General features: G+C 70.1%; 22 protein-coding genes. 10 read left to right on the top strand and 12 right to left on the bottom strand.

Translation table 11 applies throughout. The features are described from left to right. Nucleotides 1–54 precede the first annotated feature (54 nt). On the top strand, nucleotides 55–1245 hold the full coding sequence (locus tag BWI15_RS30310) for a Cmx/CmrA family chloramphenicol efflux MFS transporter (protein ID WP_077017955.1): 1191 nt from the start codon (nucleotides 55–57) through the stop codon (nucleotides 1243–1245). Here BWI15_RS30310 and dinB read toward each other — a convergent pair whose 3' ends face one another. Continuing rightward, nucleotides 1246–2439, bottom strand: a complete 1194-nt coding sequence (gene dinB, locus BWI15_RS30305) for a DNA polymerase IV (RefSeq protein WP_330359541.1) — start codon at nucleotides 2437–2439, stop codon at nucleotides 1246–1248. A 107-nt stretch (nucleotides 2440–2546) separates the two neighbouring features. Here dinB and BWI15_RS30300 point away from each other — a divergent pair, with 107 nt between their 5' ends. Beyond that, the gene (locus tag BWI15_RS30300; protein ID WP_237771526.1) at nucleotides 2547–3755 is read left to right on the top strand and encodes an MFS transporter; all 1209 of its coding nucleotides are present in this window, start codon (nucleotides 2547–2549) and stop codon (nucleotides 3753–3755) included. A gap of 57 nt (nucleotides 3756–3812) precedes the next feature. Here BWI15_RS30300 and BWI15_RS30295 read toward each other — a convergent pair whose 3' ends face one another. The 3 genes from BWI15_RS30295 to BWI15_RS30285 are packed head-to-tail and all read right to left on the bottom strand — an operon-like array spanning nucleotide 3813 to nucleotide 5154. After that, nucleotides 3813–4217 carry a MerR family transcriptional regulator gene (locus BWI15_RS30295; RefSeq protein ID WP_077017952.1) on the bottom strand — a complete coding sequence of 135 codons (405 nt, stop codon included), beginning with the start codon at nucleotides 4215–4217 and terminating at the stop codon, nucleotides 3813–3815. 33 nt (nucleotides 4218–4250) lie between these two features. Continuing rightward, nucleotides 4251–4817, bottom strand: coding sequence for an SRPBCC domain-containing protein (locus tag BWI15_RS30290; RefSeq protein WP_077017951.1), 567 nt, complete (start codon nucleotides 4815–4817; stop codon nucleotides 4251–4253). Beyond that, nucleotides 4810–5154, bottom strand: a complete 345-nt coding sequence (locus BWI15_RS30285) for an ArsR/SmtB family transcription factor (RefSeq protein WP_077017950.1) — start codon at nucleotides 5152–5154, stop codon at nucleotides 4810–4812. The genes BWI15_RS30290 and BWI15_RS30285 overlap by 8 nt, the downstream gene beginning before the upstream one ends. A 258-nt stretch (nucleotides 5155–5412) precedes the next feature. Here BWI15_RS30285 and BWI15_RS30280 point away from each other — a divergent pair, with 258 nt between their 5' ends. From BWI15_RS30280 to BWI15_RS30270, 3 genes are read left to right on the top strand one after another with little or no spacing between them, the layout of a single operon-like run. Beyond that, nucleotides 5413–6681, top strand: a complete 1269-nt coding sequence (locus BWI15_RS30280) for an aspartate kinase (RefSeq protein WP_077017949.1) — start codon at nucleotides 5413–5415, stop codon at nucleotides 6679–6681. Continuing rightward, nucleotides 6678–7775, top strand: a complete 1098-nt coding sequence (locus BWI15_RS30275) for an aspartate-semialdehyde dehydrogenase (RefSeq protein ID WP_077017948.1) — start codon at nucleotides 6678–6680, stop codon at nucleotides 7773–7775. Before BWI15_RS30280 ends, BWI15_RS30275 begins: the two co-directional genes overlap by 4 nt. Next, complete coding sequence (locus BWI15_RS30270; RefSeq protein WP_077017947.1) at nucleotides 7772–8233, top strand: GNAT family N-acetyltransferase; 462 nt, start codon at nucleotides 7772–7774, stop codon at nucleotides 8231–8233. The genes BWI15_RS30275 and BWI15_RS30270 overlap by 4 nt, the downstream gene beginning before the upstream one ends. Before the next feature lie 10 nt (nucleotides 8234–8243). Here BWI15_RS30270 and BWI15_RS30265 read toward each other — a convergent pair whose 3' ends face one another. Continuing rightward, nucleotides 8244–9236: a helix-turn-helix domain-containing protein gene (locus BWI15_RS30265; protein ID WP_077017946.1), complete on the bottom strand. Its 993-nt coding sequence runs from the start codon at nucleotides 9234–9236 to the stop codon at nucleotides 8244–8246. Nucleotides 9237–9633: 397 nt separating this feature from the next. Between BWI15_RS30265 and BWI15_RS30260 the strand changes: the two genes are divergently transcribed. Then, nucleotides 9634–10815, top strand: coding sequence for a trypsin-like serine protease (locus tag BWI15_RS30260; RefSeq protein ID WP_077017945.1), 1182 nt, complete (start codon nucleotides 9634–9636; stop codon nucleotides 10813–10815). A gap of 70 nt (nucleotides 10816–10885) precedes the next feature. On the opposite strand, the gene BWI15_RS30255 is transcribed toward BWI15_RS30260, so the two are convergent. Continuing rightward, nucleotides 10886–12826, bottom strand: a complete 1941-nt coding sequence (locus BWI15_RS30255) for a CocE/NonD family hydrolase (RefSeq protein WP_077017944.1) — start codon at nucleotides 12824–12826, stop codon at nucleotides 10886–10888. Between the two features lie 170 nt (nucleotides 12827–12996). Further along, nucleotides 12997–13833: a helix-turn-helix transcriptional regulator gene (locus BWI15_RS30250; protein WP_168197402.1), complete on the bottom strand. Its 837-nt coding sequence runs from the start codon at nucleotides 13831–13833 to the stop codon at nucleotides 12997–12999. Between the two features lie 102 nt (nucleotides 13834–13935). Between BWI15_RS30250 and BWI15_RS30245 the strand changes: the two genes are divergently transcribed. Continuing rightward, nucleotides 13936–14679 carry an SDR family oxidoreductase gene (locus tag BWI15_RS30245; RefSeq protein WP_077017942.1) on the top strand — a complete coding sequence of 248 codons (744 nt, stop codon included), beginning with the start codon at nucleotides 13936–13938 and terminating at the stop codon, nucleotides 14677–14679. A 12-nt stretch (nucleotides 14680–14691) separates the two neighbouring features. On the opposite strand, the gene BWI15_RS30240 is transcribed toward BWI15_RS30245, so the two are convergent. Together BWI15_RS30240 and BWI15_RS30235 are read right to left on the bottom strand one after the other, a co-directional pair. Continuing rightward, a complete protein-coding gene (locus tag BWI15_RS30240) occupies nucleotides 14692–15567 on the bottom strand; it encodes an NAD(+)/NADH kinase (RefSeq protein WP_077017941.1) in 876 nt (291 codons plus the stop codon). Further along, the gene (locus tag BWI15_RS30235; RefSeq protein WP_077017940.1) at nucleotides 15564–16559 is read right to left on the bottom strand and encodes an SPFH domain-containing protein; all 996 of its coding nucleotides are present in this window, start codon (nucleotides 16557–16559) and stop codon (nucleotides 15564–15566) included. The genes BWI15_RS30240 and BWI15_RS30235 overlap by 4 nt, the downstream gene beginning before the upstream one ends. 100 nt (nucleotides 16560–16659) lie before the next feature. Here BWI15_RS30235 and BWI15_RS30230 point away from each other — a divergent pair, with 100 nt between their 5' ends. Continuing rightward, entirely contained in the window at nucleotides 16660–17349 is a 690-nt protein-coding gene (locus BWI15_RS30230; RefSeq protein ID WP_077017939.1) for an NUDIX hydrolase, read from the top strand. Here the strand turns inward: BWI15_RS30230 and BWI15_RS30225 are convergent. Next, nucleotides 17346–18224, bottom strand: coding sequence for a carbohydrate kinase family protein (locus BWI15_RS30225; RefSeq protein WP_077017938.1), 879 nt, complete (start codon nucleotides 18222–18224; stop codon nucleotides 17346–17348). The genes BWI15_RS30230 and BWI15_RS30225 overlap by 4 nt on opposite strands. A 77-nt stretch (nucleotides 18225–18301) precedes the next feature. On the opposite strand from BWI15_RS30225, the gene BWI15_RS30220 reads away from it, so the two are divergent. Then, nucleotides 18302–18967 carry an SDR family NAD(P)-dependent oxidoreductase gene (locus BWI15_RS30220; RefSeq protein ID WP_077017937.1) on the top strand — a complete coding sequence of 222 codons (666 nt, stop codon included), beginning with the start codon at nucleotides 18302–18304 and terminating at the stop codon, nucleotides 18965–18967. A gap of 69 nt (nucleotides 18968–19036) precedes the next feature. Further along, complete coding sequence (locus tag BWI15_RS30215; protein ID WP_077017936.1) at nucleotides 19037–20284, top strand: alpha/beta hydrolase family protein; 1248 nt, start codon at nucleotides 19037–19039, stop codon at nucleotides 20282–20284. Here the strand turns inward: BWI15_RS30215 and BWI15_RS30210 are convergent. Then, on the bottom strand, nucleotides 20274–20903 hold the full coding sequence (locus tag BWI15_RS30210) for a CoA transferase subunit B (RefSeq protein ID WP_077017935.1): 630 nt from the start codon (nucleotides 20901–20903) through the stop codon (nucleotides 20274–20276). The two genes, BWI15_RS30215 and BWI15_RS30210, sit on opposite strands and share 11 nt — an antisense overlap. Nucleotide 20904: 1 nt before the next feature. Then, a complete protein-coding gene (locus tag BWI15_RS30205; RefSeq protein ID WP_077017934.1) occupies nucleotides 20905–21693 on the bottom strand; it encodes a CoA transferase subunit A in 789 nt (262 codons plus the stop codon). Nucleotides 21694–21726: the final 33 nt, after the last annotated feature.

Raw genomic sequence — 21726 nt, 5'->3', positions numbered from 1 at the left:
CCTGACCGCCCTGTCCTGACCGCCCTGTTCCGACCTTCCTGAGGAGAAGTTTCGATGCCGCCTGCCGTCTACGTCCTGGGCCTGGCGATTTTCGCGCAGGGAACGTCCGAATTGATGCTCGCCGGCCTGCTGCTCGAGTTGTCAGCCGACCTCGGCGTGTCCGTTCCCACCGCGGGACTGCTGATCTCGGCGTTCGCGATCGGCATGCTGGTGGGCGCTCCGGTGCTCGCGGTCGTGACGCTGCGCTGGCCTCGGCGTACGGCGTTGCTGAGCTTCCTCGCCGTGTTCGTGCTGGCCCACGTGGCCGGGGCTTTGACGCCGAACTACGAAGTCCTGCTCGTGTCCAGGATCGTCGGCGCGTTCGTGTACGCCGGGTTCTGGGCCGTCGCGGCGGTGACCGTCTTGGGTCTGGTGCCCACCGATCGGCGAGGGCGCGCGATGAGCATCCTGGCCGGAGGACTGACCGTGGCGACCATCGTCGGCCTGCCCGCGGGCACGGTGATCGGTCAGCACCTCGGGTGGCGCGCGGCGTTCTGGGTCGTCGCGGCGCTGTCCGCGATCGCGATGACCGGCGTCATCGCGACGGTGCCGGGCGGCCGGTCCGCGGCCGGTGTTCCCCGCCTCGGTGACGAGATCCGCGCAATGGTGAACCCGAAGCTGTGGCTGGCCTACTCGACGACGGCGCTGTCCGTCGGCGCCTTGATCGTCGTCTTCAGCTACCTGGCGCCGCTGCTCGTCGAGGTGTCCGGATTGTCCGCCGAATGGGTGCCGGCCGTGCTCGCCCTGTACGGCGTGGGCGCGCTGGTCGGGATCACGATCGGCGGCCGGACGGCGGACCGGCGACCGTTCGGCACGCTCTTCGCCGGTCTGGCGGCCGTGGTCGTGCTCTGCGTCGCGCTGGCGCTCGGCGCCGGCCAGCCGGTGGTCGCCGTCGTTGCGATCACTCTGCTCGGCGCAGCCGGCTTCGCGACCAACCCGGCGGTGAACACGCGGGTGTTCAGCCTCGCCGGCCGGGCTCCGACGCTCGCGGCGGCGATCAACATCTCCGCCTTCAATGTCGGCATCACGGTCGCGCCGTGGCTCGGTGGACGAGCGATCGACGCCGGTGCGGGATACCGCGCGCTCGGGTGGATCGGCGCGGCGCTCGCGGTGCTCGGCCTGGTGACGGTGGCGGTCGCGTTGGCCGGGACGGGGCGGACCGGCGCCGTACGGGACGAGCTCGAGGATCCCGCGCCGGTGCGCTGATCAGTCCGGCAACATCGGAACGCTGAGGCCCTGGTCGCGGCCGAGCAGGCTGCCCCGGGTGATCGCGTTGGTGCCGAACTTGTCGCGCACGTGGTCGAGGGCGCTGTCCAGCTCGCTGTTGCTCGCCTTGTCGAACGGCAGGGCGAGTTGCACGGTCGACTCGTTCTCCAGGTTGCCGACCGCGATACCGACCAGCGTGACGCCCTGCTTCTCGATCAGCGGCCGGGCTTCGGCCATCAGCGCCCGGGCGGTGATCAGCAGCGTGCGCGTGTGATCTGTTGCCTGGGGCAACGTATGGGACCGGGTCGCGCGGGTGAAGTCGTCGAAGCGCAGGCGCAGCGTCACGGTCCGGCCCGATCGCCCGGCCGACCGCATCCGCCGGGTCACCCGGTCGACGAGGCCGGCCAGTACGGCGTCCAGGGTTTCGGCCGACTTCGGTGAGCGGCCGAGCGCGCGTTGCGAGCCGATCGAGCGACGGCGCCGGCCGACCTCGATCGGGCGCGGATCGCGGTTGTGGGCCAGCGCGTGCAGATGCCGGCCGGACGCGCGGCCGAGCATCGCGATCAGCGCGGCCTCCGGCAGCATCGCGACGTCGCCGACCGTCGTCAGGCCGCGGGACCGGAGCTTGCTCGCCGTCACCTCGCCGACTCCCCACAACTTCTCGACGGCGAGCGGGTGCAGGAACTCGAGCTCCTGGTCGGGCGGCACGACCAGCAGGCCGTCCGGCTTGGCGACGCCGCTGGCCACCTTGGCGAGGAACTTCGTCCGGGCGACGCCGACGGTGATCGGCAGGCCGACCTTGGCGAGCACGTCGGCGCGGAGCCGGCGGGCGATCTCGACCGGCGTACCGGAGATCTTGCGCAGGCCGCCGACGTCGAGGAACGCCTCGTCGATCGACAGGCCCTCGACCAGCGGCGTGGTGTCCTCGAAGACGCGGAAGACGGCCTTGCTGGCTTCGGAGTACGCCGCCATCCGGGGCTGGACGACGATCGCCTGTGGGCACAGGCGCATCGCCTGGCCGCCGTTCATCGCCGTCCGCACGCCGAGGGCCTTGGCCTCGTAGCTGCAGGCGAGCACGACGCCCGCGCCGACGATCACCGGGCGGCCGCGCAGGCGAGGGTCGTCACGCTGCTCGACCGACGCGTAGAACGCGTCCAGGTCGGCGTGCAGGATCGTCGCGCCGGAGTGGGACACGAACACATGTTCGCATACACTGTGACCGTGAGCTAGGGATGTGATTCGTTCCGACTAGGGAGAAATCCGGAGGCGGGGTGTCGGCGTGACAGGACAGAATGCGGTCCATGGACCTGTCGGCGTACCGCGCGCTCTGGAGAACTCGTGGGGTGGCGTCACTGCTGGCGTCGGCCCTGGTGGCCCGGCTGCCGGTGATGGCGTCGATGGTGCCGGTGTCGTTCCTGGCCAAGGACGCGGCGGGCAGCTTCGGCTGGGCCGGCGTCGTCGCGGGCGCGTACTCGATCGGTACGGCGGTGGGCGGGCCGATTTGGTCACGGCTCGCCGATCGCCGAGGTGGCAAGTGGGTCGTCATCTGGACCGGCGTGGCCTGGAGCCTGGCGATGTTCGCGCTAGCCCTCCTGCCGAACGAGTGGTACCGGGCGATGCCCCTGGTCTCCGCGCTCGCCGGCGCGTTCGTGTCGCCGATCACCGCGACCCTGCGCGCGGCCTGGCCGCGGCTGGTCCAGGGATCGCGGTTGCGCGCGGTCTACGCGCTGGACGCGACCGCCCAGGAGGTGCTGTTCGCGATCGGGCCGATGCTCGGCGCGCTGGTGGTCAGCTTCGTCAGCCCGCGGGCCGGCGTCCTGTCGGCCGCGGCCGTCGCGTTGGTGTCGGTCTGGTGGTACGGCATGCAGCAGCAGCCGGCGAGGCGGCACGACGAGTCCGTCCAGCGATTGACCGCGCCGCAGCTGCTCTGGCATCGGTATCGGTTGCCGCTGATCCTGGCGTTCGCGTTCTGCGTCACGGCGTTCGCGTCGGTGTCGCTGGGAATCGTGGCGTTCGCCGACGACCACGGGAACCGGTTGATCGCCGGCGTACTGGAGACGGTCTGGGCGGTCGGCAGCCTGCTCGGCGGGCTGATCGTCGGGACGCTGCCCGGCCGGCGCAACTCGTTCGTCTGGCGGCGGGCGCTGCTGGTCTCGGTCGGGATGCTGGCGTGCGTGTTCGCGACCTGGTCGCCGGTGTCGCTGGGGATCGCGTTGCTGCTGTCGGGGTGCGTGCTGGCGCCGACCGTCGGTGCGCTGTACGAGCGGCTCGGCGCGATGACGCCGGACTCGGTCCGCACCGAGATCTTCGGCTGGATGGGCAGCGGCGCGATGATCGGCGGGGCGCTGGGCTCGGCGCTCGCGGGAGTGGTCGTCGAGACCTTCGGCGTGAAGTACGTCTGGTTGCTCGCCGCAGTCCTGACGCTGATGGCGACGCTGTCGCTGCTGCACATCCCACCCCACCGCCCGGCCGACGACGAGATCACCGTCGAAGAGGTCGCCGTCGCCTGACCGGTGGTCCGCCGCCGGCGGCTTCCGCCTGTACGCCGAACGCCCTCTGGGCTGGGATCAGTCGCGGGGTGGCGGGTCGTTGCCGTCTTCGGCGGCCTGGTACGCGGCGATCTTCCAGTCGATCACCTCGAGGTCAGCTTCCAGCTGGGCCAGGTCCATGGCGACGCGTTCGCGGTGAGCTCGGAGCAGCGCGAGGCGGCCGGCGCGGAGGTGGTCGCCGGCGCGGACGTGTTCGGCGAACTCGCGGACCTGTTCGACCGGCATGCCGGTACGGCGGAGGCGCAGCAGGATGTCGAGCAGGCCGAGTGCGTCGGGGGTGAAACGACGGCGGCCGCCGGAGTCGCGGGGGAGATCGCCGAACAGGCCCTCCCGGTCGTAGTACCGCAAGGTCTCCACCGGGAGGCCGGAGACTCGTGAGGCCTCGCCGATGGTGACGGCTTCTGCCAGTTCCTCCTGCATCATGCGGTCAGCTTGCTACCTGGAGTGCGCTCCAGGTCAAGCTTTTTCCAGCAGTTCCGTCCAGAGTGGTTGCAGGTGGAGCTGCGCGTCGGCCCAGGAGATTGCCGCGGGATCGCGACCGGCGAGGAGCTCGGTGAGGCGGTTGAGGAAGTCTTCCCAGCCGTAGCCGTACTGGACCGCTGTTGCCGCCGTCGTGCGGGAGTGGGTGAGGGTGAGTTCGGTGGTCGTGCCGGTGGGCTCCAGGAGGAGTTCGACGGTGGAGTCGGGTTCGTCTGGCCAGGTCCAGCGGGCTCGGACCTGAGTGGGTGGAACGCACGCGGTGATGTGGAGGGTGGCGACGTCCTGGTCCGGTGGGGACATCGTCAGCTGGACGACGCCGCCGACCTGTGGCGTGCCGGTGAGATCGCCGAGCCAGCGGCTGAGCCGGGACGGCGTGGTCCACGCCGACCAGACGTCCTGGATGTCGGCGTCGTAGCTCCGGCGCAGTACGACGGAGTACGTGTCGGCGGGCGCCGAGCCGCCCGAGCGTGTGTCGTGGTCCGTCGTCGGCATGCGCGTGATGCTCCGCGCAGTCGAGCCGAGCACCAGATCGAGGTCAGGCATCAGGAGTCTCCCGGGTAGCAGCGCGGCGACCTCGGCGCAGTTCCGTGTCGAGGGCGTCCAAGCGATTCGTCCAGAACTTGCGGTAGCGGTCCAGCCACGCGTCGATCTCCCGCAGCGGCTCCGTGTCGACGGCGTACAAACGCCGGGTCCCGTCGACGGTCACGGTGGCGAAACCGTTGTCGCGCAGCACGCGCAGGTGCTGGGAGACGGCCGGCTGGCTGATGCCGAACTCGCTCCCGATCGTGGCCGCGATCTGCCCGGCCGGGAGCTGACCGTCGGCGAGCAACTCCAGGATCCGGCGCCGGACCGGGTCGCCGAGAATGTCGAAGGCGTGCATGACCCCAGTATTTCAGTGATGACTTATATAAACAAGTGGCCGGTCGCCCGGAAGGTCTTCGGCGCCGGCCCGCCGGGACCCGTGTTCCTGCGCGCGGCGCGGCCGGCCGCCGAACGGGTCGCCCAGGTCCTGGTCAGGCAGGAGACAACGACTTGGTCACGGCTAGAATGAGGCGAACGAACACGCCTGGTGCAGCGCCGCACGGCGTACCGCAACCAGTGTTGCTCGCTGGGGACCAAGCTTTGAGGAGACACAGCTGTGGGACGCGTCGTGCACAAGTACGGCGGTTCTTCGGTCGCTGACGCCGATTGCATCAAGCGTGTGGCCCAACGGATCGTCGCGACGAAGAAGGCCGGGAACGACGTGGTGGTGGTCATCTCCGCCATGGGCGACACCACCGACGAACTGATGGACCTGGCCCAGCAGGTCTCTCCGCTGCCGCCACCGCGCGAGCTCGACATGCTGCTCACCTCGGGTGAGCGGATCTCGGCCGCCCTGCTGGCGATGGCGATCGCGAACCTGGGCTACGAGGCCCGGTCGTTCACCGGTTCGCAGGCCGGCGTGATCACCACCTCGGCGCACGGCAACGCCCGGATCATCGACATCACGCCGAGCCGGATCGAGGACGCGCTGGCCGAGGGCCACGTCGCGATCGTGGCCGGCTTCCAGGGCGTCGCCCAGGACACCAAGGACGTCACCACGATGGGCCGCGGTGCCTCCGACACCACCGCGGTGGCGCTGGCCGCCGCGCTCGAGGCGGACTACTGCGAGATCTACACCGACGTGGACGGCATCTTCACCGCGGACCCGCGGATCGTGCCGGCCGCCCAGCAGATCCCGAAGATCTCCTACGAGGAGATGCTCGAGATGGCCGCCTGTGGCGCCAAGGTCCTGCACCTGCGTTGCGTGGAGTACGCGCGGCGCTACAACGTCCCCGTCCACGTGCGCTCCTCCTTCTCCCAGAAGGAAGGCACCTGGGTCGTCGATGCGAAGGAACTGAATCAGATGGAACAGGCGATCATCTCCGGCGTGGTCCAGGACCGCAACGAGGCCAAGATCACCGTGGTCGGCGTACCCGACAAGCCCGGTGAGGCGGCCCGGATCTTCGAGACGGTGGCCGGTGCCGAGACCAACATCGACATGATCGTGCAGAACGTGTCGGCGGTGGCGACCAACCGCACCGACATCTCCTTCACGCTGCCCCGCGTCGACGGCGCCCGGGCGATGTCGGCCCTGGCCCGGATGAAGGACGCGGTGGGCTACGAGCAGTTGCTGTACGACGACCAGATCGGCAAGGTCTCGGTGGTCGGTGTCGGAATGCGCTCGCACCCGGGCGTGTCCGCGAAATTCTTCTCCGCGCTCGCCGACGCCGGCGTGAACATCGAGATGATCTCCACCTCGGAGATCCGGATCTCGGTGGTCGTGGACGAGAACCTGGTGGACGTCGCCGTGACCGCGGCGCACACCGCATTCGACCTTGACGACGAGCACACCCAGGCCGTCGTCTACGGAGGAACAGGACGGTGACCCCGGTGAACGCTGCGGACGGCACGATCGACGAGCGGGCGGGCCTGCCCACGCTGGCGGTGGTCGGGGCGACCGGCGCCGTCGGCACGGTGATGCTCACCCTGCTCTCCACCCGGCAGAACGTCTGGGGTGAGATCCGGCTGATCGCGTCCGAGCGTTCCGCGGGCAAGCGGCTCAAGGTCCGTGGCGAGGAGGTCGAGGTGGTCGCGATCTCCGAGGCCGCCTTCGACGGCATCGACGTGGCGATGTTCGACGTCCCGGACGAGATCTCCGCGCAGTGGGCGCCGATCGCGGCCGCCAAGGGCGCGGTCGTGGTGGACAACTCCGGCGCGTTCCGGATGGACCCCGACGTCCCGCTGGTGGTGCCGGAGGTGAACGCCGAGGCGGCCCGCAACCGCCCGAAGGGCATCATCTCCAACCCGAACTGCACGACGCTGTCGATGATCGTCGCGATGGGCGCGCTGCACCACCGCTACGAGCTGGAGCAGCTGGTCGTCGCGTCGTACCAGGCGGCCTCGGGCGCTGGCCAGGAAGGCATCGACGCGCTGTACGACCAGCTGATGAAGGTGGCCGGCAATCGCGAACTCGGTACGACGCCCGGCGACGTACGCCGGGTGATCGGCAACGCGCTCGGCCCGTTCCCGGCGCCGCTGGTGATGAACGTCGTGCCGTGGGCCGGTTCGCTCAAGGAGGACGGCTGGTCGTCCGAGGAGCTGAAGGTCCGCAACGAGTCGCGCAAGATCCTCAACCTGCCCGATCTGAAGGTGTCCGCGACCTGTGTCCGGGTGCCGGTGATCACCACGCACTCGCTGTCGGTGCACGCGCGGTTCGCTCGTGAGGTGGACGTCGACGAGGCGCGCGAGGTGCTGCGGGACGCGCCGGGCGTGATCCTGTTCGACAACCCGGCCGAGGGCGAGTTCCCGACCCCGGCCGATGTGGTCGGCACCGATCCGACCTGGGTCGGCCGGCTCCGCAAGTCGCTGGACGACCCGCAGGCGCTGGAACTGTTCGTCTGCGGCGACAACCTGCGCAAGGGCGCCGCGCTGAACACCGCGCAGATTGCCGAGGTCGTCGCCAAGGAGTTCGCCGCTTGAGCGAGCCGGTCGTGATCCGGCCGGTCGAACCGGCCGACCTGACCGCTTGGCGGCCCTTGTGGGACGGCTACAACGCCTTCTACGGCAGGGCCGGCGCCACGGCCCTGCCGGAGCAGAACACCGCCGCGACCTGGTCGCGGTTCTTCGATCCGGCAGAGCCGGTGCATGGTCTCGTCGCGGACAGCGAGCGCGGCCTGCTCGGCCTGGCGCACTACCTGTTCCACCGCAACACCATCCAGCTCGCACCGACCTGCTACCTGCAGGACCTGTTCACCACCGAGGATGCTCGGGGGCGCGGGGTCGGGCGGGCGCTGATCTACGCGGTGCGGGAGCGTGCGGCCGAGGCGGGCGCGGAAGGCCTGTACTGGCACACTCATGAGACCAATCGCGCCGCCCGGCTCCTGTACGACAAGGTCGCGGTGGACACCGGCTTCGTCGTCTACCGGATGTCCACCTAGACCTCGCGACCTACAGCCAGTTCTCGCGGGCCGCGTGCAAGGCCAGCTGGAAGCGCGTGCTTGCGCCGGTGCGGTTCATCAACCGCTCCAAGTACCGGAAGAACGTACGCCGGCTGATGCCCAACGTCCGGGCGATCGTGTCGTCCGCAGCCCCCGTCGCCAGCAGCGCGAGCAACCGCCGTTCGATCGGTTCGAGCCGGTCGTCCTCCGCGCCGACGGACGCGTGCAGCGGCAGGGCGTTGCGCCAGCAGAGCTCGAACATGCCGATCAGTGCCGTCAGCAAGCTGCTCGGCCGGATGATCAGCAGGGACCGGTTCACGTCGGTGTCGCGCACCGACATCGACACGAACGCGATCGAGCCGTCGATGATCGTCAGCTTGGCCGGGACGTCGGGCAGCACGCGAGCCTGCTCACCGGCTTCCACGCAGGGCAGGATGTTCTCGGTCAGATAGCCGGGCACCTCGACCGACTCCGGCGAGTAGACCACCCGGTAGGCGACGCCGCGGTTGAGCTGCTCGATCTCCATCTGGTTCGGTCCCGCGCCCAGGTAGTACGGCGGGGAGTCGATCGCCAGGATCTCGCGTTGCGCGCTGCCCTTGATCTGGTTGATCCGCTCGACGATCGCCGTCCCGGTGACCACCTCGATCAGGTGCGTGGTCGACTCGTTGTGCACGGTCCGGCGGAACTCGTCGTAGGCGTTGAGCACCTCGATCCGCGCCTGCTTCAGCTCGGACTCCCGGCGCAGCGTGAGCGCCTCCAGCCCGGCGTCGGGAGGCACCGGCAGGAACCGCGAGTGGTCCGACCCGGACCGGCGGGCCAGCCCGGCCTGGACCAGGCCGCCGAGCGTGTCCTCGATTCCGGCCTCGCGACCGGCGACCACCGCGTCCAGCTCGCTGACCGACGACGGTCCAGCCCGGAGCAGGTGCTGGTAGATCAGGATCTGGTCGTCGTTGAGCCCGAGCACCCGCAGGTGCTCGGCACGCTCCGTATCGGTCGAGCCCATCGCCGTCCCCTCCCTCCCGTGCGCGGTCACCATGGGCAACCGCCAGACCAGGGTAGAACCATCCGCGCCGGCCGGATCGTGCTGTCCGTGCTGCGGTCACTGCGGTCAGCGATGATTGTTGTCCTGTCAGCATTATTGTGCCGTGTCACCATCTGGCCACCGTTTCCGCGCATGTGTGAGCGAGAATTGAGGTCCAGCAGCCCGGCGACGGACCACCTGAGCGCCGCCGGGCTGCTGTTCCAATTCTGGCCCGAGTTCGTGGCCGAGGCAGCGCCACCCGTTTCGGTTGGGTCTCGATCCCGGCGCATCGGTGCCCTCGCACTCCCGTGCCATCACCGGCTGTGCCGAAGGGTGTACAAACTGTGCAACCGAGGCAGTTTTCGAGGAGGCACCGCCCATGCTTCTGAATCGCCAGTCGTTGAAAACGCTGTTCAAGTCCGCCGCTCTGTGCGCGATGACCGCCGCCCTGGTCATCGTGCCCGCCCACTCGGCGAGCGCCGGCTCCACCTCCGCCCAAGGTGAGCCCGAGCCCCGAGTCGTCGGTGGAACCCGCGCGTTGCAAGGGGAGTTTCCGTGGATGGTGAGGCTGTCCATGGGATGTGGTGGTTCGATGTACACCAATCAGCTCGTGCTGACCGCCGCGCACTGCGTGGGTTCCACCGGCAACAACACCTCGATCACCGCCACGGTCGGCGTGGTCGACCTGCAGGACACGTCGGCGACCAAGGTGCGCTCGACGTACGTGCACCGCTCGCCCACCTACGGCACCAGCACCGGTGGCGACTGGGCGCTGATCAAGCTGGCCAGCCCGATCGCCGGCGTACCGACGTTGCCGATCACCACCACTACGGCGTACGACACCGGCACGTTCACGGTGGCCGGCTGGGGTGCGGCGACCGAGGGTGGCGCGCAGCAGCGGTACTTGCTCAAGGCGCAGGTCCCGTACGTCGACGACGTGACGTGCCGGAACGCCGGTCCGTACTACAGCAACCTGATCTTCGCGGCCGAGTTGTGCGCCGGGCAGATGGGGACCGGTGGCGTCGACACCTGCCAGGGTGACTCCGGCGGACCGATGTTCCGGCGGGACAACGCGAACGCGTGGATCCAGGTCGGCATCGTCAGCCACGGCGACGGTTGTGCCCGGCCGAGTGCGCCCGGCGTCTACACCCAGGTGAGCACGTTCGCGTCGGCCATCGCCGCCGCGGCCGCGAACCTCGGGGGAGGGACCGGCCCGGCCTGTGGACCGTTCACCAACAACACCGACGTGGCCATCCCCGACCGGGGTGCGGCCGTCACCAGTTCGGTCACGGCGACCGGCTGCACCGGCAGCACGTCGTCGGCGCGGGTCGCGGTCAACATCGTGCACACCTACCGCGGTGATCTGGTCATCGACCTGCTCGCTCCCGACGGTTCGTCGTACCGGCTGAAGAACTCGGGCAGCGACTCGGGCGACAACATCAACACGACGTACACCGCGAACGTCACCAACGAGGTGCGCAACGGCACCTGGCGCCTCCGGGTCCAGGACGTCGCCTCCGCCGACACCGGCTATCTCAACTCCTGGTCGATCACGCTCTAGTCCGCAGGCGTACGGCTGGATGAGCAGAACCCCGGATCCGTGCTGGATCCGGGGTTCTGGTCGTTTCAGGTCAGCGGCTGGCCTCGACGAACTGACGCATCAGTTCGACGGGGTCGTTGGAGGGTTCGGGCTGGGCCAGGGAGTTCGCCGCGATCCGGGACCGCGGGGTGTCCGTGGTCGCGAGGTCGGGGGCGCTGGTCAGCGGGAGGGTGAGGGACGACCGGGTCGGGTCGAGCGTGACGGTCGCGCCGGTGAACGGGATCGACGGGTTGTCGGGCTCGACGGTCAGCACCAGGCCGAGGCGGTGGCCGGCGGTGAAGACGACGTCGTCGGCGTTCAGCTCGAAGGTCAGGTCGTACCACTTGCCGGACTGCAGGGACTCCTTGCGGTTCAGCGACTTGTAGTGGCCGATGTCGGCCAGCGTGCGGACCGCGATCGACGCGTCCGAGACGGCCGTGTTGATCTGGGTCTTGGCGTAGCACCCGGTGTCGAGCGTGTTGCCGTCACCCCAGCAGACGCTGGTGTTCGGCACGTTGGTGACGTCGCGGTAGCGGGTCGCCGTACCGTAGTCGACCAGCCGGGCCTTGATCCCCGCCGCGGCCTTGTCGACCTTCACGCGGACCGTGACCTTGCCGGTGCCGGACATCCGCACCGACTGCTCCAGGTCGTTGCTGAGGAACACCGCCCGGTCGGTCCGCTGCGCGGTCGGATCCAGTACGACGGTGTCGGCCGACGGCTGGCTGGTTCCGGTGAAGCTGACCGGGTCCGACGACGCGGCCGCGATCGACAGCCCGCCGGTCTTGGAGTCCAGCGGCTTGCTGAGGCTGAGCTTGGTGTTCCGTACGCCGGTCGCCGGCCAGCGCGGCTCGTCGACGAACGAACCGTCCTCGCGCTGCACGGTCGCCTGCGGGGTCTTCATCACGTCGTTCTGCAGGCCCTGCAGCCAGTAGTCGAACCACGGGTGCAGCTTGTTCACCCACTCGTCGCGGAAGCTGAAGCCGTCCAGGTGCACACCCTGGTGCAGGAAGATCTTGCGCGGCACACCGCGCTTGGCCAGTTCGTCCCACCACTCGCCGAAGTGCCGGGTCTTCACGTTCTCGTCGCCGAGGCCGTGCACGACGTACACGCTGGCCTTCACGTTGCTCGCGTCGAGCCGGTAGTTCCGCGGGTCCCACCACTTGCTGTACGAGCCGGTGCGGGTGTCGGAGTCCTGCTCGATGATGTTGGTGAGCTCCTCACAGCGCGGCGAGGCGTCGTTGCTCACGTAGTCGTGCAGGAAGCCCATGTACTCGTCGTAGAACGGCACGCCGAAGCCACGGGTGTAGTCGTACCAGGACGAGATCGCCGCGATCGGCACGATGGTCTGCAGCCCCCGTACGCCGGTGCTGGCGACCGAGTTGGCGATCGTGCCGTTCCAGGAGACGCCGATCATGCCGGCCTTTCCGGTCGACCAGTCGGCCTTCGCCTTCGCGCCGGCCGGGGTGTGGCCGGGGACGCGGTTGTTCAGCCAGTCGATCACGGCCTTCGTGCCGAGCACCTCCAGATCCGCGCCGACGTCGCTGCAGCCGGTCGAGCGGAACGTGCCCGGCATGTCGACGAAGGCCACGGCGTACCCGCGGGGCACGAAGTAGTTGTCCAGCCAGCTCCCGTACACCTGCCGGGTGCCGTCGGCGTCGAAGTAGTTCTTCGGGTCACCCGCGTAGTACGGCGACGCCTGGATGATCACCGGGATGTCGATCCCGGCCTGGGCGGCCTCGCCGGGCCGGACGATGTCGACGGTGACCCGGTCCTTGACGCCGTTCGCGTCCCCGTCGACGCCGGGCACCTCGACCTCGACGCGTTCGTGGATCGCGTTGTCGTAGTCGTAGGCGGCGACGGTCCGGGTTCCCTGCACGAACGGCTTGCTCGGTGGGCCGGCGGTCGCGGTCAGCGACGCGATCGGCGCCAGTGCCGCGGTGGCGAGCAAGGCCACCGAAGTGCGAAAGGCCGTGCTCGATCGAGATCTGCGCATGCGGTTCTGCTCCCCTGTGGGCGGTGAGTGGAGCACCTCGGCCCTCCCTCGACAGGGCCGTTGTGGTGAACGCACCTTATGCAGAACCTGACACCGCTGTCAGCACACATCTCACCCGAGTGGTCACCATCCGTGCAGATCACGGGGAATACTTCGGGCTCCGGTCCCGGCTACGCGGACCACGCCTCTCGGGTGTGACTCCTGATCAGCGCCTGCAGCCGGACGCGGGTGCTGCCGTCGGAGGGCGTGTAGGTCATCAGGTGCTGGCCGTGGTCGCCGGGCAGCTCGAGCACCTCGAGGTCGAGATCCAGACGACCGGCGACCGGGTGGTCGAGGCGCTTCGGGCAGTGCGCGCTGATGCTGACGTCGTGGCCCTGCCACCAGGTCGCGAATTCGGGACAGCGGGTGCTGAGCTCCTCGACGAGTGCGCCGAGCTCGGGGTCGTCGGCGTACTCGGCGGAGGTCCGGCGCAGGTGGCCGACCACGTCCTTGGCGACGGTCTTCCAGTCCAGGTAGAGCTCCCGTGCCGCGGGGTCGAGGAAGTAGAGCCTGGTCAGGTTGCGCTCGGCCGGTGAGAGGGCGCCGAAGTCGGTGAGCAGCGCGGCCGCGGCGGCGTTCCAGGCGATCACGTTGCTCAGCCGGTCCAGCACGATGGCCGGTGTCTCGGTGAGGCCGGTGATCATCGCGACCACGGTGGGCCGGACGACGGCCGGTTCCGGGCGCTGCTTCGCCGGTGGGGCGGCCAGGAGACGCAGGTGCGCGTGCTCGGCCTCGGTCAGCTTGAGTGCGGACGACAGGGAGTCGAGGACGGCGGCGGACGGGTTCGGCGCGCGGTCCTGCTCCAGGCGGACGTAGTAGTCCACGCTCACATTGGCCAGGAGGGCGACCTCCTCGCGCCGCAGGCCGGCCACGCGACGGTCGCTGCCCATGGGCAGCCCGACGTCGCACGGCCGGACGCGCGACCTCCGGCTGCGGAGGAACTCACCGAGCTGAGGGCGAACCGTCACGTTCCCCAGTATCCCCGACCGGTTCGACGACTGGGTGGTACTGCCGGACCCACGGTTCACTCGGATCTGGTCCGGCCGGCAAGACGGGCCGACGGTGGATGCATGACAACTCGTACAGCAGTCATCACCGGCGCCGGCAGCGGGATCGGCGCCGCCATCGCCGTCCGGCTCGCCTCCGAAGGCGCCGCGGTCGCGCTGCTCGCGCGCCGCCAGGACCGGCTGCAGAAGCTCGCCGCCCAAATCGTCGAGTCAGGCGGTACGGCGCTCGCCGTACCGGCCGATGTCACCGATGAGCACTCGATGGCGCGGGCGGCCGCGACCGTGCGAGAGCAGCTGGGGCCGGTCGACCTGCTGGTGAACAACGCCGGCCTGATGCAGCTCGCGCCCTTCGGCGCCTACCCGGTCCCGGAGTGGCGGCAGTTGGTCGACGTGAACGTGAACGGCGTACTGAACGCGGTGCACGCCTTCCTGCCTGACCTGCTGCGCTCGGCCGAGACCCGGACGACCGACCTGGTGAACGTCTCGTCGGTGGCAGCCGACCGGTTCATGGACGGCATGGCGACGTACGGCGCGACGAAGTCGGCGGTGAGCTACTTCACCCGTGCGCTGCGGTTCGAGCTGGCGACGCGGGGGATCCGGATCACGAACCTGGAGCCGGGCATGACGGGCGGGACCGAGCTGATGGAACCCTTCCCGGCCGAGCTTCAGGGGCCGGCCGCGGAGCTGGCTGCCGCGCTTCCGGCGATCAGCGCGGAGGAGGTGGCGGAGGTGCTGGCCTTCGTCGTCTCCAGGCCGCGGAACGTCAATCTGACCCGGGTCGTCGTGCAACCGGCCAAGGAGGTCTGACCCACCGGGGCCTCAGCGGACCAGGCGCAGGCGGGTCTGCGCCACGCCGATCTCGAGGCGCTGGCCCCAGGTGACCGTGAGGGAGTCGGCCTCGATGCCGTCGCCGAAGACGACCAGGTCGGCCTCGGCTGTCACGGTGAGGTGGTAGCCGGCGGTGAGCACGCCCTCGGTGCAGCTCGTGCCGGTCGCGGGGGACGGCCAAGCCTCACGGACGAACCAGCACAGCGCGGGGTCCGTCGGACCGGGCAGCGCGAGGCGGCTACGGCGTTCCTGCCAGGCCGAGCGGCACCACCCCGTGGATCCTGTCCCGGTGCCGACCAGCAGGCCGGACGACGACTGCCGTTCCTCCAGCCCTTCCGGCGAGGCGAGCCGGTAGCGCGCGGACTGGTGCGTCCGGTGCCCGACGTACACCTCGTTGAGCGCGAGCAGCCGCTGACCGTCATCGGTGCTGGCGGCAACCATCGTGCGGTGCTCGACGTGCTGCTCGTGCAGCAGGTCGGCGATCGCTGCCGGCGCGTGCGGCACCAGGACGCCGGGGTTACGGGCCGGCTCCGGGTTGATCCCGATCACCGGCTGGCCGTCCAGGTACTTGGCGACGTTCGCGACCAGCCCGTCCTGGCCGACCGCGATCACCACGTCCTCCGGCCCGAACACGAACCGGTCGAGGTCGGCGCGCTCGGCGACGGCCCGCCGCCAGTCGAGCGGGATCGCCGCCGAGACCGCTGCGAGTGCTTGCTGCTGGGCGTGGTGCCGTTCGTCCAGTTCGGCCAGGTCCCGCCCGCGGGTCTGGAGGAAGAAGCCGGCCTGCTGACGCGTCCCGTGCCGGGCGACCAGCTCGGACAGCTCGGTCGCCCGGTGCACGAGCACCGCCCGGGGAGGAAGGCTCATTCCTGTCCACCCGTCAGTTTGCTGAGCAGCGGAGTGATCAGGTCGGGCGTGAGGTTGAGCGTGCCGATCTCCGGCAGGGCGCCCTGCTTGATCGCCAGGGCGAGGATTGTCGCCTGGTCCATCTCGGCGTACGCGTCGAGCAGCGCCTTCTCCGCCGACGCCTCGGCCGCGCCGATCACCCGCTTGGCGTCCGCCTCGGCCTCACTCAGCGCGCGCCTCCGCGCAGCCGCGGCCTCGGTCTCGATCCGCCCCGCCGCTGCGGCCTCGGTCGCCCGGCGCCGTTCGTTCTGCCCCTTCTGCGTGACGAGCTGCTCCTCGCGCCGCGCGAGCTCGATCTGGTTCTGCAGCTCGTTCTCCGCGATCGACCGCTCCCGCTCGACCGCCATCGCGCGCCGCTCGTACGTCGCCTTGTCGGCCGCCTGCTGCACCATCTCCCGCGTCGGCGTCTGCAACGCCCGCTCCACATCGCTCTCCGCCCGTACGGCGACCACGCGCACGTCCTCGACACCGATGCCCAGCCCGGTCAGGCGCTGGTCCTCGCGCAACCCGGCGCCGACCGCCTGCCGCAGCGACGCCATCCCCTCGGACAGTGCCTGCGTCAGCGTCATCCGCGCCAGCAGGTCGAGCGCGGTCTGCTGGGCGAGCTCGGTGAGCAGACCGCCGAGCTGCTCGAGCGGAGTGGCCCGCCAGCGGCCCGTGTCCGGGTCGATCCCGAAGTCGAGCCGGGTCGCGGCCAGCGCCGGGTCGGTCACCCGGTAGGTCACGGTCGCCTGCACCGCGACGTCCTGGAAGTCGACGGTCCGGCCGTGGAAGAGCAGCGGCTGCTCGCGGTCGTCGATCGGCACCTCGCTCAGCGACGAGTTCAGCGCCCGGAACCAGAACGCCTGGCCGGCGCCGTCGTGCGCGAGCTTGCCGTTGCGCAGGTGCCGGACGTGGGTGGTCGGGTTCGCCCGCAGGTGGCTGATGAACCGGAACCGGGTGATGTCTGCCATCGCTGTCTCCTCACGGCCGGACACTCCGGCCTGCTTTGTCGTCACTTTGACGATAAGGGGTCGGATGGCTTTTCGTCAAGGTGACGATTAAGGTGGTGTGATGGACTTCGACCCGATGGGTGTGGCCACTGACCTGGTGATCCTGACCGTCCAGGACGGCTCGTTCGAGGTGCTGCTGATCCGCCGCGGCATCGCTCCGCACCGCGGTCGCTGGGCGCTGCCCGGCGGTTTCGTCCGCGCCGGCGAGGGGCTGGAGGACGCCGCGCGGCGAGAGCTCGCCGAGGAGACCGGCGTCGGCTCGAGCACGCCCAGGATGCACCTCGAGCAAGTGGCGACGTACGGCGAACCTGGGCGCGATCCCCGCGGCCGGGTGATCAGCGTGGCCTACCTCGCGCTGGTCCCGGACCTGCCCGCGCCGGTGGCCGGCTCGGACGCGGCGTCGGCGTCCTGGATCCCGGTCGCCGAGGTGCTCGCCGATCCGGGCCGGCTCGCCTTCGACCACCACCGGATCCTCACCGACGCGGTTGAACGCGCCCGCGCGAAGCTCGAGTACTCGCCGCTGGCGACCGCCTTCTGCGCCGACGAGTTCACGATCTCCGAGCTCCGCGGCGTCTACGAAGCCGTCTGGGGCGTCCCGCTCGACCCCCGCAACTTCCATCGCAAAGCCACCCGCACGGAAGGTTTTGTCGTCCCGCTCGGCGCCACCACCACCCGCGACGGCGGCCGCCCGGCCCAGCTGTTCCGCCGCGGTACGGCGACCACCCTGCATCCGCCGCTGACGCGCGGCTAACGGGTGAGCAGCATCAGTTGTTCGGCGGTGATGAGGTCGGTGTGAGTGCCGGGGGAGCCGCAGGCCCAGGCGCCCGCGACGGTGCCCGCCACCGCGGCTTCGTAGTACGAACGGCCGTCCAGCCAGGTGGTGAGGAAGGCCGCCACGTAGGCGTCGCCGGCGCCGTTGGTGTCGACCACGGGCCGGCCCGGAAGGTCGACCGCGGGCAGGTGGATCGGCTCCTCGCCGCGGACATGAAGATAGCTGCCGTCGGCGCCGGCCATCGCGACCACGACCCACGCGCGGCCGCAGGTGAAGATCCAGTCGATCGCCTGGTCGCGCAGCGCGCTGGTCGACACGAACACGATGTCGGCGTACTGGGCGAAGTCCCAGTGGTACTCGTCGTCGCCGTCCCAGTCGTGCAGGTCCGTCGACAGCGTGCGGCCGGCCGTCAGGACGTCGGGAAGCGCACGGCGCGCGAAGTCCACGATCGAGACGTGCACGTGGCGGGCGCGCTCGATCCACCCGCGCCACAGGCCGGGGTCGACCCGCAGGCCCGCGGGGTGGCGTCCGTCGTACAGCGAGACCCGGCTCCCGTCCGGCGACACCAGGTTGACGCTGCGCCGGGTACCGCTGGGGTGCACGGCGACCCTCAGCGGCAGGCCGAGCTCCTGGTACACCGCACGGATCCGCCGGCCCGCCGCGTCGTCACCGATCACGTCGGCGAGGCCGGAATCCAGGCCGAGCCGGTGACAGCCGAGGACGACGCCGTGACCGGTGTGACCGATGTACGACTCGACCGGCGCGACGTGGATGGTCTCCCGGTCCGGCAACGGCAGGCCGGGAACTCGCACGACGGTGTCGATGCCCACGCCGCCGATCACGAACACGTCCATGGACCCATCGTCACCGACCCGGACAAGCCCCAGAAGGGGTTGACCTCGAGTGCTCTTGAAGTGATCTGCTGCCCGGCATGAAACACGTACTGATCACCGGCGCCGGCCGGGACACCGGACGGCTGCTCGCCGTCGCCTTCGCCGCGTCCGGGGCGCACGTGATCGCCACCGCCCGTACGGCGTCCGCGGCGGACGAGACCGTCGCCACCATCCGTGCGGCCGGTGGATCGGCGGAGGCTGCCGTTGTCGACCTCGCGTCGCCGGAGTCGATCGCCGGTCTGGAGCTCGAGCGGCTCGACGTCCTGGTGAACAGCGGGGCTCGGTACCTCGGCGAGGGCGACGCCTCGCCGGCGGACATCGCGAACACGCTGAGCGGTGCCGCGACCGGGACGGTCCTGCTCACCGAGCGTGTGCTTCCGTTGCTCAGGGCATCGAGAGGCGCGGACGTGGTGAACCTGATCTCCGCCACGGGAGAGCCCGGACAGCACCGGTCGGCGGCGCACCCGGCGTTCTACGCCGCCAAGCACGCCCAGGCCGGGTACGCCGAGATCCTGTCGGCGCGACTGCGGCCGGAGGGGATCCGGGTGATCTCGCTGTTCCCGCCGGACTTCGTGCAGACCGGTCCACGGGAGACCGGCGCCGCGCTGACGGCGCAGTCGGTGGTCGACTGTGTGCTGTTCGCGGTCAATCAGCCTCGCGACTGCTTCATCCGCTCCTTCCACTTCGAGCAGGTCAGCAACTGACTTTCGGCAGGGGGTGGGGATGGCGTTCGGGGGAGGTGGGTCGCCGGGCCGGAGCGGCAGGGTCGGCACATGCTCACTCGACGCCTTCTGCTCGGCGGCACCGCGGCCGCCCTGCTCGCCCCCGCCACCGTTCCTGCCATCGCGACGGCCACCGCGACGACCCCGGTACCCCGGCGGCCGGTGCAGCTCCGGTTCCCCCGGCCGACCGGGCTCTTCCCGGTCGGCACGACCGAGCTTCACCTGGTCGATCCGCGCCGGGACGACCCGTTCGTCCCGGGCCGTCCCCGGGAGCTGATGATCAGCGTCTGGTACCCGGCCTCCCGCGCCGCCGCCGAGCGCGCGCCGTACCTCCCGCCGCTCACCGCCCAGGTCTACGCCGAGGGCGCCTCGATCGCCTTGCAGCAGCCGGTGGAGGCCGTCGACTGGGTCGGCGCGCGTAGTCACGCCGGACTCGGCGCGCCGGTCAGCCGGTCGTGGGGCCGTCGTCCGGTGATCGTCTTCTCGCCGGGCTTCGGGGTTCCGCGAGGGCTGGCGTCGATCATGGTCACCGAGCTCGCCAGCCGCGGGTACGTCGTGGCGACGGTCGACCACACCTACGAAGCCGCGGCGGTCGAGTTTCCGGGCGGGCGGGTCGCCGTACAGACGCTGCCGCCGGAACCGTACGCGCACCTGGCTCGCGCCACGCGGATCGCCGACGTGCGCTTCGTCCTGGACGCGCTCGCCGAGCTGGCCCGCGGGCACAACCCGGACGCGGACCACCGGCGCCAGCCGGCCGGTCTCGGCGCCATCCTCGACCTGCGGCGCATCGGCGCCTACGGTCACTCCGCCGGCGGCATCACCGCGGCCGACGTGATGCTGGTCGACCGCCGGGTCGCCGCCGGGATCGACCTCGACGGCACCCTCGGCTACGGGTACGACGATCCGGCCGACTGCCCGGTCGTTGCCCAGGGCCTCGATCGCCCGTTCCTGCTCGTCGGCGCGGGCGGCACCGGTCCGGACGGCGGGCCGCAGACGCACCGCACCGACCGGTCCTGGGGCCTGTTCTGGGAGCACTCGACCGGCTGGAAGCGCGATCTCAACGTGCCGACCGGGCAGCACTACACGTTCATCGACCACCAGGCGCTGATCCCGTGGTTCCAGCGGTTCTTCACCGTGCCGCCGGAGCTGGTCGCGAACACCGTCGGCACCGTCGACCCGCGCCGGATCCTGGCCACGCTGAACACCTACCTGCCGGCGTTCTTCGACCAGCACCTGCGCGGTCGTCCGGGCACCTGGCAGAACTCGCCGAGGCACCCGGACGTCCGGTTCATCGCTTGATCGGGGCCCCGGTCTTGCTCTGCAGCTCGTCGAAGGTGACGCCTTCGGCGAGCTCGACGAGCTGCAGCCCGTCGTCGGTGACGTCGAGCACGGCCAGGTCGGTGATGATCCGGTCGACCACACCCCGGCCCGTGTACGGCAGGTCGCACTCTTCGAGGATCTTGTGCGAACCGTCCTTGGCGACGTGCTCCATCAGCACGATCACCTTCTTCGCGCCGTGCACCAGGTCCATCGCGCCGCCCATCCCCTTGACCATCTTGCCGGGGATCATCCAGTTCGCCAGGTCACCGGTCGCCGAAACCTGCATCGCACCCAGGATCGCGGCGTCGATCGCGCCGCCGCGGATCATCCCGAACGACAGCGACGAGTCGAAGAAGGATGCCCCCGGCAACGTCGTGACGGTCTCCTTGCCGGCGTTGATCAGGTCCGGGTCCTCGTCGCCCTCGACCGGGTACGGGCCGACGCCGAGAATCCCGTTCTCGCTCTGCAGTACGACGGTGACGCCGTCGGGAATGTAGTTCGGCACCAGCGTCGGCAGCCCGATGCCGAGGTTGACGTACGAGCCGTCCTCGAGCTCGGCGGCGGCCCGGGCGGCCATCTGCTCACGGGTCAGCGGCATCTCAGGCCTCCAGCTTCTCGCGCTGGGCCTGGTAGGCCTCGCGGGGTTGCACCGTACGCTTCTCGATCCGCTTCTCGATGTCCTTGCCAACGGCAACCACACGCTGGACGTAGACGCCGGGCAGGTGGATCTCGTCCGGGTCCAGCTCACCAGGCTGGACCAGCTCCTCGACCTGCGCGATCGTGATCCGGCCGGCCATCGCGGCCAGCGGGTTGAAGTTGCGCGCCGACCGGTCGAAAACCAGGTTGCCGTGGGTGTCGCCCTTCAGCGCGTGCACCAGGCCGAAGTCGGTGGTGATCGACTCCTCCAGCACGTACGTCGTACCGTTGATCTCGCGGGTCTCCTTCGGCTCCGAGGCCTTCGCGACCGAGCCGTCGGTGTTGTACTTCTGCGGTAGCCCGCCCTCGGCGACCTGGGTGCCGACGCCGGCCAGGGTGAAGAACGCGGCGATCCCGCAGCCGCCGGCCCGCAGCTTCTCGGCCAGCGTGCCCTGCGGGGTCAGCTCGACCTCCAGCTCCCCGGACAGGAACTGCCGGGCGAACTCCTTGTTCTCCCCGACGTACGACGAGGTCATCTTCGCGATCCGCTTGTCGGCGAGCAGGATGCCCAGGCCCCAGTCGTCGACGCCGCAGTTGTTCGACACGACGCGCAGCCCGCTCACCCCCTTGGCATGGATCGCCTCGATCAGCTGCATCGGGTTGCCGCACAACCCGAAGCCACCGACCGCGAGGCTCGCACCGTCGCCGATGTCGTCGACCGCGGCTTGCGGCGACTCGTACGTCTTGTCCATCCGGCTGCTCCGTTGCAGATCGAGGGCCCTCGT

It is taken from the genome of Kribbella sp. ALI-6-A (assembly GCF_001984195.1).
Taxonomy (GTDB): Bacteria; Actinomycetota; Actinomycetes; order Propionibacteriales; family Kribbellaceae; genus Kribbella.
The sequence above is the reverse complement of the archived record's forward strand: the minus strand, read 5'-3'. Positions and strand labels throughout refer to the sequence as shown.

Excerpts from the sequence above, each read along its gene's own strand:
- BWI15_RS30310 (WP_077017955.1), top strand. The coding sequence starts at position 55 with ATGCCGCCTGCCGTCTACGTCCTGGGCCTGGCGATTTTCGCGCAGGGA.
- BWI15_RS30300 (WP_237771526.1), top strand. The coding sequence starts at position 2,547 with ATGGACCTGTCGGCGTACCGCGCGCTCTGGAGAACTCGTGGGGTGGCG.
- BWI15_RS30295 (WP_077017952.1), bottom strand. The coding sequence starts at position 4,217 with ATGATGCAGGAGGAACTGGCAGAAGCCGTCACCATCGGCGAGGCCTCA.
- BWI15_RS30290 (WP_077017951.1), bottom strand. The coding sequence starts at position 4,817 with ATGCCTGACCTCGATCTGGTGCTCGGCTCGACTGCGCGGAGCATCACG.
- BWI15_RS30285 (WP_077017950.1), bottom strand. The coding sequence starts at position 5,154 with ATGCACGCCTTCGACATTCTCGGCGACCCGGTCCGGCGCCGGATCCTG.
- BWI15_RS30265 (WP_077017946.1), bottom strand. The coding sequence starts at position 9,236 with ATGGGCTCGACCGATACGGAGCGTGCCGAGCACCTGCGGGTGCTCGGG.
- BWI15_RS30260 (WP_077017945.1), top strand. The coding sequence starts at position 9,634 with ATGCTTCTGAATCGCCAGTCGTTGAAAACGCTGTTCAAGTCCGCCGCT.
- BWI15_RS30255 (WP_077017944.1), bottom strand. The coding sequence starts at position 12,826 with ATGCGCAGATCTCGATCGAGCACGGCCTTTCGCACTTCGGTGGCCTTG.
- BWI15_RS30245 (WP_077017942.1), top strand. The coding sequence starts at position 13,936 with ATGACAACTCGTACAGCAGTCATCACCGGCGCCGGCAGCGGGATCGGC.
- BWI15_RS30240 (WP_077017941.1), bottom strand. The coding sequence starts at position 15,567 with ATGAGCCTTCCTCCCCGGGCGGTGCTCGTGCACCGGGCGACCGAGCTG.
- BWI15_RS30235 (WP_077017940.1), bottom strand. The coding sequence starts at position 16,559 with ATGGCAGACATCACCCGGTTCCGGTTCATCAGCCACCTGCGGGCGAAC.
- BWI15_RS30230 (WP_077017939.1), top strand. The coding sequence starts at position 16,660 with ATGGACTTCGACCCGATGGGTGTGGCCACTGACCTGGTGATCCTGACC.
- BWI15_RS30225 (WP_077017938.1), bottom strand. The coding sequence starts at position 18,224 with ATGGACGTGTTCGTGATCGGCGGCGTGGGCATCGACACCGTCGTGCGA.
- BWI15_RS30220 (WP_077017937.1), top strand. The coding sequence starts at position 18,302 with ATGAAACACGTACTGATCACCGGCGCCGGCCGGGACACCGGACGGCTG.
- BWI15_RS30215 (WP_077017936.1), top strand. The coding sequence starts at position 19,037 with ATGCTCACTCGACGCCTTCTGCTCGGCGGCACCGCGGCCGCCCTGCTC.
- BWI15_RS30210 (WP_077017935.1), bottom strand. The coding sequence starts at position 20,903 with ATGCCGCTGACCCGTGAGCAGATGGCCGCCCGGGCCGCCGCCGAGCTC.
- BWI15_RS30205 (WP_077017934.1), bottom strand. The coding sequence starts at position 21,693 with ATGGACAAGACGTACGAGTCGCCGCAAGCCGCGGTCGACGACATCGGC.